Origin of the sequence: Massilia yuzhufengensis (genome assembly GCF_900112225.1) — a bacterium.
Lineage (GTDB): Bacteria > Pseudomonadota > Gammaproteobacteria > Burkholderiales > Burkholderiaceae_D > Telluria > Telluria yuzhufengensis.
The window spans coordinates 56,729-72,325 of sequence record NZ_FOLD01000016.1; the positions used below are offsets into that span (position 1 = coordinate 56,729).

Annotated in this window: 13 protein-coding genes; 5 read left to right on the forward strand and 8 right to left on the reverse strand. The window is 65.9% G+C overall.

Going from position 1 to position 15,597, the window contains the following annotated elements; all coding sequences use genetic code 11:
- Position 1: 1 nt before the first annotated feature.
- The 3 genes from pepN to BM031_RS14305 form a co-directional block, all read right to left on the reverse strand.
- On the reverse strand, positions 2–2,647 hold the full coding sequence (gene pepN, locus BM031_RS14295) for an aminopeptidase N (protein ID WP_229408896.1): 2,646 nt from the start codon (positions 2,645–2,647) through the stop codon (positions 2–4).
- A 307-nt stretch (positions 2,648–2,954) separates the two neighbouring features.
- Positions 2,955–4,010 (reverse strand): alkene reductase, encoded by a 1,056-nt coding sequence (locus BM031_RS14300; protein WP_091875250.1) that lies wholly within the window; start codon positions 4,008–4,010, stop codon positions 2,955–2,957.
- An 11-nt stretch (positions 4,011–4,021) separates the two neighbouring features.
- Positions 4,022–4,318: an ArsR/SmtB family transcription factor gene (locus BM031_RS14305; protein ID WP_091875251.1), complete on the reverse strand. Its 297-nt coding sequence runs from the start codon at positions 4,316–4,318 to the stop codon at positions 4,022–4,024.
- A gap of 114 nt (positions 4,319–4,432) precedes the next feature.
- On the opposite strand from BM031_RS14305, the gene sugE reads away from it, so the two are divergent.
- Entirely contained in the window at positions 4,433–4,753 is a 321-nt protein-coding gene (gene sugE / locus BM031_RS14310; RefSeq protein ID WP_091875252.1) for a quaternary ammonium compound efflux SMR transporter SugE, read from the forward strand.
- Positions 4,754–4,757: 4 nt separating this feature from the next.
- Here sugE and BM031_RS14315 read toward each other — a convergent pair whose 3' ends face one another.
- Positions 4,758–5,732 (reverse strand): succinylglutamate desuccinylase/aspartoacylase family protein, encoded by a 975-nt coding sequence (locus tag BM031_RS14315; RefSeq protein WP_091875253.1) that lies wholly within the window; start codon positions 5,730–5,732, stop codon positions 4,758–4,760.
- A 74-nt stretch (positions 5,733–5,806) separates the two neighbouring features.
- On the opposite strand from BM031_RS14315, the gene BM031_RS14320 reads away from it, so the two are divergent.
- Positions 5,807–6,967, forward strand: a complete 1,161-nt coding sequence (locus tag BM031_RS14320) for an acyltransferase family protein (RefSeq protein WP_229408897.1) — start codon at positions 5,807–5,809, stop codon at positions 6,965–6,967.
- Here BM031_RS14320 and BM031_RS14325 read toward each other — a convergent pair.
- From BM031_RS14325 to BM031_RS14335, 3 genes are read right to left on the reverse strand one after another with little or no spacing between them, the layout of a single operon-like run.
- Positions 6,948–7,421 (reverse strand): hypothetical protein, encoded by a 474-nt coding sequence (locus tag BM031_RS14325; RefSeq protein ID WP_091875254.1) that lies wholly within the window; start codon positions 7,419–7,421, stop codon positions 6,948–6,950. The two genes, BM031_RS14320 and BM031_RS14325, sit on opposite strands and share 20 nt — an antisense overlap.
- 40 nt (positions 7,422–7,461) lie before the next feature.
- Complete coding sequence (locus BM031_RS14330) at positions 7,462–8,331, reverse strand: pirin family protein (protein ID WP_091875297.1); 870 nt, start codon at positions 8,329–8,331, stop codon at positions 7,462–7,464.
- Between the two features lie 49 nt (positions 8,332–8,380).
- Positions 8,381–8,977 (reverse strand): FMN-dependent NADH-azoreductase, encoded by a 597-nt coding sequence (locus BM031_RS14335; RefSeq protein ID WP_091875255.1) that lies wholly within the window; start codon positions 8,975–8,977, stop codon positions 8,381–8,383.
- A gap of 105 nt (positions 8,978–9,082) precedes the next feature.
- On the opposite strand from BM031_RS14335, the gene BM031_RS14340 reads away from it, so the two are divergent.
- On the forward strand, positions 9,083–9,994 hold the full coding sequence (locus BM031_RS14340; protein ID WP_091875256.1) for a LysR family transcriptional regulator: 912 nt from the start codon (positions 9,083–9,085) through the stop codon (positions 9,992–9,994).
- A 1-nt stretch (position 9,995) separates the two neighbouring features.
- On the opposite strand, the gene asd is transcribed toward BM031_RS14340, so the two are convergent.
- The gene (asd, locus tag BM031_RS14345; protein WP_502500944.1) at positions 9,996–10,850 is read right to left on the reverse strand and encodes an archaetidylserine decarboxylase; all 855 of its coding nucleotides are present in this window, start codon (positions 10,848–10,850) and stop codon (positions 9,996–9,998) included.
- A gap of 190 nt (positions 10,851–11,040) precedes the next feature.
- Between asd and BM031_RS14350 the strand changes: the two genes are divergently transcribed.
- Entirely contained in the window at positions 11,041–13,236 is a 2,196-nt protein-coding gene (locus BM031_RS14350) for a TonB-dependent receptor plug domain-containing protein (RefSeq protein WP_229408899.1), read from the forward strand.
- Positions 13,237–13,255: 19 nt separating this feature from the next.
- A complete protein-coding gene (locus BM031_RS14355; protein ID WP_091875259.1) occupies positions 13,256–15,427 on the forward strand; it encodes a TonB-dependent receptor plug domain-containing protein in 2,172 nt (723 codons plus the stop codon).
- Positions 15,428–15,597 lie beyond the last annotated feature (170 nt).

The window sequence follows — 15,597 nt, forward strand, 5'->3', positions numbered from 1 at the left end:
CTCAGGACTTCGGCGCCGTCATCGCCTTCTGGATAGCGACGCAGCGCTGGTCTTCCTGCAGCGTGTCGAGCAGCGAGCGGCGGGTGCCGGCCGACAGGTCCTTCAGCTGCTGCGCCGCGCGCTCCAGGCGCTGCACGCTGGCCGGGGTGCAGCTGGCCGGGATCATGGTGCCTGCATAGGAACGCATGAAGACCGGGCCGGCCGCCTTGTCGATCGCCGGCAGCCGGGCCAGGCGCGCGGCAGCGGTCTGCTCGGCCAGCGCTTTTTGCTCGGTCGGGTACATGCTGCCCATCGCCGTGCGCACGCGCGAGAACGGCAGCTTGGTCTTGAGGTCCTCGACGTTGGCAAGCCACTCGGCCTTCACTTTCGGGTCGGGACGCACGACCGTGGCGGCCAGCGCCGCGCCCTGGCCGGTGTCGGACTTGTCGCGCAGGCTTTCTGCCTCCACCAGCGCAGCCGCGCCCTGGTAGTTGTAGCGGTTCAGGCGGGCGATGATGGCCCAGCGCTGGTCCTGGCCGATGTTCAGGCCTTCGGTGCCGCGTCCTTCGAGCATGCCGGCCAGGCGCGCCAGCGCTTCCGGGCTGCTTGCCATGCCCATGTAGGTGGCGAACCAGCGGCGCTGGAAGCTGTCGTTGCCCTTGTAGGCGAGCACACCCTGCCACGCCATGTCTTCCAGCTGCTTCGTGGTGCGCTTGGCGTAGGCGTTATCCAGGCCCATCGCATCGAGGTAGTACTTGGACGAACCGACCTTGCCCAGCACGTCGCCCAGCAGGGTGTAATCTTTTTCCTGCGGCGCGTTGGCCAGCGCGACTTCGATGAACTCGTTCAGGGCCAGCTTGCCGTCTCGCACGCCGTCCCACAGGCTTTGCCACAGCATCGCGCGCAGCAGCGGATCGTCCACGCCGGCCAGCGTGGTGCGCGCGGTGGCGAACGAACGCTTGTCCAACTGGACCTTCACGAAGCCCCAGTCCTGGTAGTTCGGGTACACCAGGTCGGGGCAGGCCGCGCCGACCATGCCGGGGACCCTGGTGTTCGCGCCCGCATAGGTCACCGGCACGTTCTTGGCCAGTACCAGCTTGCCGTTCACGAGCTTGAACGCGGCGACCTGCACGCGCTGCTCGCGCAGGGTGGGCAAAGCCTTGCTGGCGGCGGTCTGCTGCAGCGAGAACGACGAGATCTTGCCGCCGCTGCAGCTGTAGTTGGCGGCCACCGTGTTCACCCCGGCCTGGTACAGCCAGTCCTGGGTCCATTTACTCAGGTCGCGCCCGGCCGCGTCGCCCAGGCTGCCGATAAAATCTTCCAGCTTCGCGTTCTGCCACGAATACTTGACCAGGTAGTTGTGCACGCCCTTGCGGAATACTTCCTCGCCCAGCATGTGGCGCAGCTGCTTCAGGGTCGAGGCGCCCTTGGAATAGGTGATGGCGTCGATATTGTCGAAGGCATTGCTCGAGGACGGCACCGGCACTTCGATCGGGTGGGTCGAGACCTTCTGGTCCTGGGCGTAGGCGCCCTGCTTGTCGTCCTGGTAGAAGGACTGCCAGGCGTCCTTGAATTCGGTCGCTTCGGCCGTGGCCAGGGTCGCCATGAAGGAAGCGAAGCTCTCGTTCAGCCACAGGCCGTTCCACCACTTCATGGTGACCAGGTCGCCGAACCACTGGTGCGCCATCTCGTGCATGATCACTTCGGCCTGCCGGGCTTTCTGCGCCGGGGTCATCTCGGCCTTGTACAGGAAGCCGCCTTCGGCGAAGGTGATCGCGGCGGCGTTTTCCATCGCGCCGTACAGGAAGTCCGGCACCAGCAGCTGGTCGTACTTCTCGAACTGGTACGGGATGCCGAAGTAGTCGTCGAAGAACGTCAGGCCGCTCTTGGTGTAGCGGAACCAGTCGGCTGGCGTTACCTGCTTGGCCACCGACTGGCGCGCGAACAGGCGCATCGGGTACTTGCCGCTCTTGTCTTCCCATACCTGGTAAGGACCGGCGTGCAGCGAGAAGTTGTAGGGGCTGAGTTTCTTCGTGGTCGGGAAGGTCCAGCGCTTGCCGCCGGCGGCGTCCGCGATCTTGTTCTCGCGGGTGGTGGTCACCACGTGCCAGTCGGCCGGGGCGTTGACGGTGACGGTGTAGGTGGCCTTCAGGTCGGGCTGGTCGAACACCGCGAACATCTGGTGCGCGGCGGCCGGCTCGAAGTGCGAGTAGGTGTAGACGCGGCCATCGACCGGGTCGACCATGCGGTGCAGGCCTTCGCCATTGGTGCTGTGCAGGCGCTCGTAGCTGACGGTGACGGTGTTCTTGCCCTTGACCAGGTCTTGCGGCGCCAGCGTGAGGAACCACTGGTTGTAGCTCGGCGCGACGGGCTTGCCGTTGATGCTCAAGGATTTGACGGTGGCCTTGTTCAGGTCGAGCGTGACGGCGGAGTCGATATCCTTGAGGTCGAAGCTGACCGTGGTGGTGCCGGCGAAGCTTTCCTTGCCGGTGAGGGTGAAGTCGAGCACGTAGTCCACGTTCGACACGCGCGCGGAACGGGTCATCGCGTCGGATTCCGACAGGTAGGCGTTTTCGGCGCGTTGCATCGCCGGTGCGGCGGCTGCGGTGTTGAAGGCGAATGCGGAAGCGATGGCGAGTGCCATGGCGCGGGGTGCGAAGGTGTTCACGTGGTCTCCTGGACAGCGCATGCTGGGTGCGCGTTAAAAATAATCGCGCAAGAATAGCATGGGTCAGGTGGGGTTTACATCACATGCATATACGGTTGTGGGGTGCGTACGTTCAAGGTGCAAGTTGACTAAGTGGGGTGCGACGGACTTGGGTTCCAGCCTGCGCCGGAAGTCGTAGGCGCCAGTGGCGCGTACGACGGTTCTAAAACCTGAGCAGAGAATGGCGTCGCTACTGGCCGTCTGCCTCAGCCCGTCGTCCCGGCGAAGGCCGGGACCCAATGTCGTCGCATACCGCTAACGCGCGTATTTACCCCAGCGCCGGATAATCCGTGTACCCCTCCGGCCCCGCATGATAAAACAGCTCCGGCTTCGGCTGGTTCAGCGGTGCATCGACCTTGAAGCGCTTCGGCAGATCCGGGTTCGCGATGAACCACACGCCAAACGCCACGGCATCGGCCTCGCCCGACTCGATCAGCGCCTGCGCACTGTCCTTGGTCAGCTTTTCATTGGCGATGTACACGCCGCCGAATTCCTTTTTCAGGTACGCGCGCAGGCTGTCGTCGCCGATGGCTTCGCGGGCGCAGATGAAGGCGATGCCGCGCTTGCCGAGTTCGCGCGCCACGTAGCCGAAGGTCTCGCGTGGGTTCGAGTCGCCCATGTCGTGTGCGTCGCGGCGCGGGGCCAGGTGCATGCCGACACGGTCGGCGCCCCAGACCTCGATACAGGCATCGGTCACTTCCAGCATCAGGCGGGCGCGGTTCTCGACCGGGCCGCCGTAGGCGTCGGTGCGCTGGTTAGTGGAATCCTGCAGGAACTGGTCGAGCAGGTAGCCGTTGGCGCCATGGATCTCCACGCCGTCGAAACCGGCCAGCTTGGCGTTTTCCGCGCCCTTGCGGTAGGCCGCGACAATGCCCGGAATCTCGGACAGGTCCAGCGCGCGCGGGGTCGGGTAGTCGCGCTTCGGGCGCACCAGGCTCACGTGGCCCTGGGCGGCGATGCTCGATGGCGCTACCGGCGCCTGGCCGTCGAGGAAGACCGGGTCCGAGATGCGGCCGACGTGCCACAGCTGCAGGAAGATGCGGCCACCGGCCTGGTGCACGGCGTCGGTGACGATCTTCCAGCCTGCCACCTGCTCGTCGGACCAGATGCCCGGGGTGTCGGCATAGCCCACGCCCATCGGGGTGACGGCGGTGGCTTCCGACAGGATCAGGCCGGCGGAGGCGCGCTGCACATAGTATTCGGCCATGATCGCGTTCGGCACGCGGGCGCCGCCCACGGCGCGCGAACGGGTCAGCGGCGCCATGATGATGCGGTTGGGGAGTTCGAGTGCGCCTACCTTGATGGGATCAAACATGCTGCTCATGTGGTGTACTCCTAAAGTCCGTCATTGAGTTGGTCGAGGAAGGCCTGGATGGTGTCCTCGTTGCGTTGGAAGAAGATGAACTGGCCGACCCGGCGGGTGTTCACCAGCCCGGCACGCGCAAGCGTGGCCAGGTGGGCCGAGACGGTCGACTGCGACAGGCCGGTGCGCTGGTCGATCAGCTTGCAGCACACGCCGAAATCGAGCGGGTGCTCCTGTTCGGCGAAATGCTGGTGCGGGTCCTTCAGCCAGTGCAGGATCTGGCGCCTGACGGGGTTGGCCAGCGCCTTGTGGATCGCGTCGATGTCCATGGGTTCTTCCTTATATCGGGTTCTTTCGATCCGAATATCGTCATCTTACGATATTCAGAAAAATCCTGCTTGCGGCCGCTATACTCGAGACTTTTTGCGGGAAGAGGAGTACACATGAGCTGGTTCTACCTGTTCATCGCCGGTCTGCTGGAAGTGGCCTGGGCGGTCGGCCTGAAATACACGCACGGGTTCACGCGCCTGATGCCATCGCTGTGGACATTGCTGGCCATGCTGGGCAGCGTCGGTATGCTGGGCCTGGCGCTGCGCAACCTCCCGCTGGGCACCGCCTATGCGGTCTGGACCGGCATCGGCACCGTCGGCACCGCGATCTGCGGCATGGTGCTGCTGAACGAGCCGGCCGGCGCCATGCGCCTGGGCGCGATCGCGATGATCGCCGGCGGCATCATCGCGCTCAAGGTGCTCACGCCCACCTGAGGCCTTATTCGCGGCCGAAGGCCGGGTTGGGGCGGGTGAGGTAGTACCACTCCGAGTTGGCGCCCGCCTTCGCGTCGGGGAACAGGATGCGGCCGCTGAAGTCGGCCGTCACCAGCGTGCCGTCGGCGCGCATGCCGATCTCCTCGCCTTGCTCGACCGGATCGAAACTGGCCCACGCGCGGCTGAAGCGGTCGTCCGCATGCAGCTTGTCGTGCACCACGACCATGGACAGCGCTTCCATCTGGTCGAACGGGATGGGTTGCGGATCCGGCGCCTCGATGAGTTTCAAATGCGCCAGCGTGTTCATGATGGCGCGGTAGGCGACGTCGGGCGAGGCCGGATCGAGGTGCTGGCCGCATTCCAGCGTGAGCGCATAGCCGCCGGTGGTGCGCATGTATTCGGTGGTGCCCACGCCGTAGCGCAGCACGGTTTCCAGTTCGGCGGCATTGCCGCGGCTGCGGCGCTGGACGCCGTCGCCGTAGGCCGCCAGCCAGCCGTCCACGAAACGCGTCACGCCCAGCCGGCGCGCCAGCGCGCGTTCCTGGGCGGCGTGGCTGAACGGCTGCAGCGGACCGTCGTTGTCGAGCGGGCCGACCATCACGAAGGGCAGGCCGCCGGCCGCATTGAAGGAATGCAGGTCGAGCAGCACGTCGTGCTGGGCCAGCAGGGGACACAACCAGTTGGCGATGTGGTCCTCGAAATCCTGCGGGTCGTCCTTCGGGAACAGGTTGCGGTTCAGGTTGCGGTCGCCGTTGCGGGTATTCTGCTGGTAGGCCTTCGGGTTCACGATCGGCACGAAGGTCACGCTGCCGGCGGCGATGTGCAGCCGGCCGCTGTCGATCTCGTCCATCACGCGGCCGATGCCGATGGTGCCGCACACTTCATTGCCATGGGTCGCGCCCATGATGATGACGCGCGGGCCGGGCTGCAGGCCGGTGTAGTTGACGGACTTGAACTGGTAGGTGCTGGGGGAAATCATTGCGTGGCGATCCTGGAGGGATTTTTTCGGGTGCGGGTATTCTATCGGTAAAAGTTGCCCCATGTCGAAGGCGCATGGCATCATCCGGCATGCAGCCAGCCATTCCAACCGCCCGTATCCACGGCCTCGACACCCTGCGCGCGCTCGCCGTCACGCTGGTGGTGCTGCACCACTACGTGCTGTTCGTCAGCGACGCACCCACCTTCGGATGGGTGGGCGAGATCGGCTGGGTCGGGGTCGACCTGTTCTTCGCGCTGTCGGGCTACCTGATCGGCAACCAGATCTTCGCCGCCCTGCGCAGCCCGGGCGGCTTCTCGCTCAAGCATTTCTACGCGCGCCGCCTGCTGCGCACGCTGCCCAATTACTGGGTGGTGCTGGCCCTGTACTTCCTGTGGCCGGCCTTCCGCGGCGACGCCCCGCTGCTGCCGCTATGGAAGTACCTGGCCTTCGTCCAGAACTTCGCGCTGGAGCCGGGCAGCGCCTTCTCGCACAGCTGGTCGCTGGCGATCGAGGAGCAGTTCTATCTCTTGCTGCCGGCCGTGGCCTTGCTCGGCGCCCTGTGGGGCGGGTCGCTGCGGCTGGCCTGGGTGGCGATCGCGCTGGCCTTTGCCGCCGGCATGCTGGTGCGCGCCGAGCTGTGGCAGGACCTGGTTGGAGGCCAGAAGTATCAGCTTTACTTCTATTTCAAGCACATTTATTACTCCAGCTTATGCCGTTTCGACGAGCTGCTGGCCGGCGTCGCGCTGGCGCTGCTGCGCAACCATCATCCCGCGGCGTGGGGCAGGCTCACGCGTCACGGGAACCTGGTGGGCCTGGCGGGGCTGCTGGTGTGCGCCGTAGCGTTCTGGCTATTCATTGACGACCGCTACGGCTTTGCGATCACCGTGTTCGGCTTCCCGCTGCTGGCGCTGGGGTTTTCGCTCTTGATCGCTTCAAGCGTGTCGGAGAATTCGCTGCTGCGCACCGTACGCGTGCCCGGCGCGGGACCGCTGGCCCTGTGGTCGTATGCGATCTACCTGCTGCACAAGCAAGTGTGCGTGCTGGGGGCGACATGGATGGCGACCTACGGTTATGGGGCCGAGTCGCCCCTGACCATCGTGGCCATGCTGGCGCTGTCGGTGCTCACCGGCTGGCTGCTCTACAAGCTGGTGGAGACGCCCTTCATGCGGCTGCGCGAGCGCTACGTGCCGAGCAACGCGGCGCGCCCCGGGCAGCTTACGCCCGCGCCTCGATGACCCCAAAAGCCGCCGGCGCATCGGCCAGGTAAGCCAGGATCGCATTGGCCTGCACATGCGGCTCGTAGCTTGAAGTGTCGCGGATCGCCTGGCGCAGCCCCGGCACGGCTTCCATCGTATGCGGGCTGCGATAGCTGGCCACCAGCAGCTGCGCCAGGTCGACCGGCGCCCCGTTCGTGCGGCGCAGGCGCTGCTCGATTACGCCAAGCAAGGTGCGCTGCATGCGCGGCGTCGGGTTGAGGATTTCGCCAAACACCAGCGGCGTATTGGCGATGGCTTCGCACACCGCGTGCTCGATGGCGTCGGGCTTGAGGTCGGAGGCGATGTCGAAATAGGCCTTGTTCCAGCGCGTGCGCGCATACGGATGGCCGGGCGGGAAGGAATCCACGGTTTCCAGCCCGAGCGCGCGGCTGGCGCGCCCGAGCAGGGTGGCGAGGGTGTCGATCAGCGGCATGATGGGAAGAGCGAATACGTCATGCCGCCAGTGTAGCGCATCAGGCGAAACGGCCGGCCCGGAAGTCGTCGAAGGCCTGGTGCAGCTGCTCGGTCGTGTTCATCACGAACGGACCATGCTGGGCGATCGGCTCGTTCAGCGGGCGTCCCGCCAGCAGGATCAGGCGGGTAGGTTCGATCGCCTTGATGCGCACGCCGTCGGCGCCCGGTGCATTGTCGAGGATCGCCATGCGGGTCTTGCCCACGCCCTTGCCATCGACCACCACTTCGCCCCGGTACACATAGAAGAAGGCGTTGTGCCCCGGGGGGATCGGCTGCTCGAACGTCACCCCGGCCGGGATCTCGATGTCGAGGTAGAGGGGCAGGGTGTGCGCGCGCTGCACCGCCCCGGCCACGCCGTGGGTCTCGCCCGCGATCACCTGCACCGTCACGCCATCGTCATTGGTAAAGCGCGGCACTTCCTCGGCCGGGATGTCGCGGTACCACGGCGCCTGCATCTTGTCCTTGCCCGGCAAATTGAGCCACAGCTGGAAGCCTTCCATCAGGCCCTCGTCCTGCTCCGGCATTTCGGAGTGGATCACGCCGCGCCCGGCCGTCATCCACTGCACGCCGCCATTGGTCACCAGGCCTTCGTTGCCGGCGCTGTCGCGGTGGCGCATGCGGCCATTGAGCATGTAGGTGACGGTCTCGAAGCCGCGGTGCGGGTGCTCCGGGAAGCCGGCGATATAGTCGCCCGCCTTGTCGCTGCCGAAGGCGTCCAGCATCAGGAAGGGGTCGAGGCGGCGCTGCAGGGTACCGGTGAGGACGCGGTTGATCTTCACGCCCGCGCCATCCATCACGAACTGGCCGTTGACCAGGCGTTCGACGCCGCGCGAGGTGGCGATGGTGGAAGTGGTAGTGAGCTCGGTCATGCTGTTCTCCTGTTGGTTGGTGTCGATGCTGCGCCGCGCGTCGCGGATCTTACGCCAGTGCGGCTTCGACCGCTTCGTTGGCGGCCTGCTGGCCATTGGCCGCCGCGTCCGGACCCATGTTCAGGCCCGACGAATAAATGAAGGTGTGGTCGCTCATGCCCAGGAAGTTCAGCAGCATGCGGATGTGCGGCACCTGCGGGTCGGCTTCCACCGGATATACGCCGCCACGGGCGGTGGCCACGTACACCTTCTTGTTCTTCAGCAGGCCTTCCGGACCGGTCTCGGTATAGCGGAAGGTCACGCCGGAACGGGCGATCGCGTCGAACCAGTTCTTCAGCTGCACCGGCATGCCGAAGTTGTACATCGGGGCGCCGATCACGATCACGTCGGCCGCCTGCGCCTCAAGGATCAGGGCGTCGTCCAGGGCCACGCGGGCGGCCTGCTCGGCATTGCGCTGGTCCACCGGGGTGAACAGGGCGCCGACGGCGGCGCCGTCGAGCAGCGGGTGCGGCTGGGCGCCGAAGTCGCGGCGGACGACCTGCGCTTCCGGGTTGCTGGAGACCAGCTTGTCGACGATCAGCTTCGTGACGCGGGTCGATTCCGAATCGTCGCCACGGACGCTGGAGGTGATGTGCAGGATGTTCATGTGGTGTCCCTTTCCAAGAAAATGTTGATGGACACACTGTATAGGTTCCATAATCAAGTCGGAAGCCAGTAAAATGGATAACATTATTCCGCTAGTGAGACAATCATGGACGTCGAACCGAACGACCTGCTGCTGTTTGCCCGTATCGTCGAGGCCGGCAGTTTCAGCCGCGCCGCCGAACGCGTGCAGCTGCCGAAATCGACCGTCTCGCGCCGCATCGCGCTGCTGGAACAGCGTCTGGGCGAGCGCCTGCTGCAGCGGACCACGCGCAAGCTGATGGTCACCGAATTCGGCGCCAGCCTGCTCGAGCACGCGCGCCGGGTCGTGGAAGAAGTGGAGGCGGCCGGCGCGCTGGCCCAGCACCGGCAAGGGGAACCGAGCGGCAAGCTGCGGATGTCGGTGCCGGGCGACTTCGCCCACAGCGGCCTGCACGACGTGATCGCGCGCTTCATCGCGCGCTACCCGCAGGTGTCGGTGGAGATCGACCTGTCGCCGCGCCGGGTCGACCTGATCGCCGAGAATTTCGATATCGCCATCCGCATGGGCGACCTGCCGGACGACGCTTCGCTCAATGCGCGCCCGATCAACCTGGAGACCTTCGGCCTGTATGCCTCGCCCGCCTACCTGGCGCGCCACGGCCTGCCGGAGCACCCGGACGAACTGCTGACGCACCACGACCTGCTGTGCATCCTGAGCCGCACCGGCGGCCCCGCGCCATGGGTGCTCAGCCGCGGCAAGACGCGCTGGGCGCGCGAGCTCAACGCCAAGCTCACGGCCAACTCACCGGGCCTGCTGGCGCGGATCGCCTCGCACGGCGCCGGCATCGCAATCAGCTCGCAGACCTTTGCCGCGCCCTACCTGCTGGCGGGGGAACTGGTGCGGGTGCTGCCGGAATGGGAACTGCCGTCGGCCAGCGGCTGGGCGGTGTTCCCGGGGCGCCGGCTGATGCCGGCCAAGACCCGGGCTTTCCTGGACCTGATGGGTGAAGAGTGCCGCAAGCGCGGGCACGCGGCCTGAATCAGCGCGGGCGGTTGCCCATGGCCTCGCCCAGGCGCACCGAACGCTCCGGCGCCCAGTCCCGGTTGAAGGCGATCGCGCCCTTCTTGAACAGCATCACGATGGTGGAGCCAAGCAGGAAGCGGCCCATCTCTTCGCCCTTCTTCAGCACCACCGGCGGCTGGTCCGGCCCGTAGTGCCATTCGCAGATGCGCGTCATGCGCGGCGGGTTCACCACGCCGTGCCAGACAGTGGCCATGCTGCCGACGATGGTTGCGCCCACCAGGGTCATCACGAAAGGACCGTGTTCCTCGGACTCGAACACGCAGACCACGCGCTCGTTGCGGGCGAACAGGCCCGGCACGCCGCGCGCGGTGGTCGGGTTCACCGAGAACAGCTTGCCCGGCACGTAGATCATGCGCGTCAGGCGCCCGTCGCAGGGCATGTGGAGGCGGTGGTAGTCCTTGGGGCTCAGGTAGAGGTTGGCGAAGTGGCCGTGCCGGAAGTGCGCGGCAAGGGTGGCGTCGCCGCCCACCAGTTCGACGGACGTGAATTTATGTCCCTTGGCCTGGAAGATGTGGTGGTCGTCGATGTCGCCGAACTGGCTGATGGCGCCGTCCACCGGGCAGATAAAGTCGGCCTGGGCCAGCGGCCGGACGCCCTCGCGCAGCGGGCGGGTGAAGAATTCGTTGAAGCTGGTGTAGCTGGCGATATCCGAATTGGCCGCCTCGTCCATGTTGACGCCGTACTTGCCCACGAACCAGCGGATCAAGCGCGTGGTCATGGCGCCGCCCTTGGCGCCGGCGACGCGGCCGGCGAAGTTGGTCAGCGCCGTTTTCGGCATCACATATTGGGGCAAGACTTTTAAACGGGACACTTTGACAGGCCTCTAGGTGTGGAATCGATGGCGAATTATAGCGGTGATAATGGCCGAAAACGCATGTTTGTCGCCACGGCAGCGCGCCGGTGTATGCGCGTGCAATAGAAAAGACATGCATATCGGAAACTACGGGACATCGGCAGTTGCTTCTGAGACAATCTCGCTCCCTCTCTCTGTTGAAGCATCCATGTCCTCCGCATTTCGCCCGTTTCGCATGACCGCCCTGGCTGCCGCCGCCAGCCTGTGCCTGCCCGCCGCCTTCGCCCAGCAGGCGCCCGCCGCATCCAAGCCGGTCACCAGGCAGGAGGACAAGAAGATCCAGCAGGTCGAAGTGAAAGGCACGGCCGACGCCTATGACCCGCGGCGCGACGACACCGCCACCAAGATCGTGGTGAACAGCGAAGAGATCACCAAGTACGGCGACACCAATGTGCTGGACGTGCTCAAGCGGGTGCCGGGCATCACCGTCAACAGCGCCAATGGCCGCGGCGGCGAGATCCGCATGCGCGGCCTCGGAGCGGGGTACACGCAGGTCTTGATCAACGGCGAGCGGGCGCCGGCCGGCTTCTCGATGGATTCGCTGGCCCCCGACACCATCGAGCGCATCGAAGTGCTGCGCGCGGCCAGCGCCGAGTTCTCGACGCAATCGGTGGCCGGCACCATCAACATCATCCTCAAGCGCGCCGTGAAGAACCGCCAGCGCGAACTCAAACTCGCGGCCCAGGCCGCGAGCAATGGCTGGGGGCCGAACGCCAACCTGCAATTGTCCGACCGCGAAGGCGCGTTTTCGTATTCGGTGTCGGCCAACGCCGCCCAGGACCGCTTCGAGTTCGATTCCTCGGGCGTGGAAACGGGCGTCTCGCCCACCGGCCAGCCCACCATGCTGCGCACCATCCGCCTGCCGCAGAAGGGCCAGTTCACCTTCCTGAACCTGAGCCCGCGCCTGAACTGGACGCTGGCGCCGGACAATACGATCACCTCGCAGACCTTCCTCAACCACAACCGCTTCCGCAACCGGGTCGGCACCGAGACCACGACCATCATCGGCCCGCCGCCGGCCTACCCCAACATGGTGCCGACCTACCGCAACGAGGGCACCTACCTGCGTTCGGACCTGACCTGGGCCCGCAAGTTCGCATCAGGCGCGAAGCTCGACCTGAAGATCGGCGCCTCGGCCGGCCAGAGCGACAACGCCTCGCAGCGCTCGGCGTTTGCCGCCAATGGCGCCGCGCTGCTCGATACCGACATCGCCCTGGCCAACCGCGACCGCGGCCTCAATTCCACCGGCAAGTACAGCCGCACCCTGAAACAAGGCCATACCCTGGCCTTCGGCTGGGACGGCGGGGTCGACACCCGCACCGACGAGCGCAGCGAACGCAATGCCCTGCTGGGGCCTGCCGCCCAGCCGCGCGACGAAGAGGCCGAGGCGCGCGTGCGGCGCCTGGCGCTGTTCGCCCAGGACGAATGGAACATCACGCCGCAGTGGTCGATGTACCTGGGCGCGCGCTGGGAAGGCATCCGCACCCACGTCGAGGGCAATGTGTTCGGCACGGCGCGCGCCGGCTCCAATGTGTGGAGCCCGATCATGCAGACGCTGTACAAGATCCCGGGCAAGAAGGGCGACCAGCTGCGCCTGGCCGTGACCCGCACCTACAAGGCGCCGAGCGTGCAGAACCTGACGCCGCGGCGCCAGACCAGCGACAACAACAGCTCGACCGAGCCGGATTACCAGGGCAACCCCAACCTGAAACCGGAACTGGCCTTCGGCATCGACGCCGCCTACGAGCATTACTGGGCCGAAGGCGCGCTGCTGTCGATCAGCGTGTCCTCGCGCCGCATCAGCGACTTTACCCGCACCCTGGTGTATTTCGACGGCGGGCGCTGGATCGCCACGCCGAGCAACCAGGACAGCGCGCGCACCCGCTCTTTGGAGATCGAGACCAAGTTCCCGCTCAAGGCCGTCATGAGCGACGCGCCTGCGGTCGACCTGCGCGCCAGCGTCACCCGCAACTGGTCGCGGGTCGAATCCGTTCCCGGCCCGGACAACCGCCTCGACCAGCAGACGCCTTTGTCGCTCAACCTGGGCGCCGACTACAAGGCCGGCGCGCTCACCGCCGGCGGCAGCTTCGCCTACCGCAGCGGTGGGCCGTTCCGCGCTTCGCTCAACCAGCGCGGCTACGCCTTCGCGCGGCGCGACCTGGAAGTGTATGGACTGTGGAAGTTCGACCCGCAACGCCAGCTGCGCGTGGCCGTGAGCAATGTGCTGCGCCAGGGCTACGAGACCGAGAGCACCTATATGGATGATCGCATCGGCTCCCAGACCCGCTACTTCATGTACCCGAACGGCGTGCGCGTGCGCGCCACGTATGAACTGAAATTCTGAACCTACCTTCGAAGAGTCCATGTCCCTGTTTATCCCGTTCCGCCTGACCGCGCTTGCTGCCGCGCTCAGTATCTGCCTGCCTGCGCTGGCGCAGGACAAGCCCGCCACCACCAAGCCTGAGGACAGCAAGAAGATCCAGCAGGTCGAAGTCAAGGGCAGCGCCGACAGCTACGATCCGCGCCGCGACGACACCGCCACCAAGGTCGTCGTGAACAGCGACGAGATCGTCAAGTACGGCGACACCAGCGTGCTGGACGTACTCAAGCGCGTGCCCGGCATCACCGTCAACAGCGCCAATGGCCGCGGCGGCGAGATCCGCATGCGCGGCCTGGGCAGCGGCTACACCCAGGTGCTGGTGAACGGCGAACGCGCGCCGGCCGGCTTCACGCTGGAAGCGCTGGCGCCCGAGTCGATCGAGCGCATCGAAGTGCTGCGCGCGGCCAGTGCCGAGTTTTCCACCCAGTCGGTGGCCGGCACCATCAACATCATCCTCAAGCGCTCGGTGAAGAACCGCCTGCGCGAAGTGAAGCTGGCGGCCCAGGCCTCCAGCAGCAGCTTCGGCCCGAATGCGAACCTGCAGATGTCGGACCGCGACGGCGGCTTCTCGTACTCGGTATCGGCCAGCGCGGCCCAGGAGCGCTTCGACAGCGAAGCCACCGGCATCGAGGTGGGCACGGCCCCTGGCGGCGCCACCGACATGCTGCGCACCCTCGCCATGCCGCAGGACGGCCAGTTCACTTTCCTGAACCTGAGCCCGCGCCTGAACTGGACGCTGGCGCCGGACAACACCATCACCTCGCAGAGCTTCATCAGCGCCAACCGCTTCCGCAACAACGTGCACCAGCGCACCACCACCCTGATCGGCAGCGCACCGCTGCAGCCGGACCTGCGCACCCACATGGGCAACGAAGGCGCGTCGCTGGCGACGGACCTGAGCTGGGCCCGCAAGTTCGCCGACGGCGCCAAGCTCGACCTGAAGCTCGGGATCTCGGGCAGCGAAGGCGAAAACCTGTCGGACCGGCGCGGCGCCGGCCTGGATACGCGCGTGGTCAGCGAGAACACCGACCGCGGTTTCAAGGCCACCGGCAAGTACACCCGCACGCTGGACAAGGGCCATACCCTGGCCTTCGGCTGGGACGGCAGCGTGGACGACCGCGACGACGAGCGCGTCGAACGCGCCGTGTTCGCAGGACCGGCGGGGCAGCTGCCGGACGAATTCACCGAGGCGCGCGTGAAGCGCCTGGCGGTGTTCGGGCAAGACGAGTGGAACATCACGCCGCAATGGTCGATGTACCTGGGCGCGCGCTGGGAAGGCATCCGCACCCATGTCGAGGGCAATACCTTCGGCAAGGTGGACGCCAGTTCCAGCGTCTGGAGCCCGATCATGCAGACGCTGTATAAACTCCCGGGCAGCAAGGGCAAGGGCGGCGACCAGTTCCGCCTGGCCCTGACGCGCACCTACAAGGCCCCCGGCATCGGCAACCTGAGCCCGAACCGCCGCACCAGCGAGAACAACAGCTCGACCCAGCCCGACTACGTCGGCAACCCGAACCTGAAACCCGAACTGGCCTTCGGTGTCGACATCTCGTACGAACACTACTGGGCCGAGGGCGCCCTGGTGTCGGTCAGTGCGTCGTCGCGCCGCATCAGCGATTTCACCCGCTCGCTCACCTATTTCGACGGCGCGCGATGGGTAGTCACGCCATCGAACCAGGACAGCGCGGTGACGCGCACCCTGGAAATCGAAACCAAGTTCCCGCTCAAGGCCGTCATGGTTGACGCGCCACCGATCGACCTGCGCGCCAGCATCAACCGCAACTGGTCGCGGGTGGAATCGGTGCCGGGCCCGAACAACCGCCTCGACCAGCAGACGCCCTTGACGGTCAACCTGGGCGCCGACTACAAGGCGGGCTCCCTGAGCGCGGGCGGCAGCTTCGCCTACCGCACCGGCGGCCAGGTCCGGTCGTCGCTGAACCAGTACGTGTACACCTGGGCGCGCCGCGACCTCGAGGCGTACGCCCTGTGGAAGTTCGATCCGAAGCGCCAGCTGCGGGTTGCGCTGGCCAATGTGCTGGGCGACGACTTCTTCTACGAGAACACCTATGCGGACCCCAGGTTCGGGACCCAGACCCGCAGCGTGATCTTCCCGAACAGCATCCGGGTGCGCGCCACCTATGAACTGAAGTTCTGATCCGGCGCCACCTCACCCGCCAGCCCGGCCGCGCGCCGGGCTTTTTCTTGGGCGTGGAATTCTCGATTGCTATGTCATAGCAATAAAATATACCTTGTCATGTTTACAATGTACCAATCTCTGGCATATAGTTGTTCGCACAAACCGAATAACTATTTCTGGAGATTGGA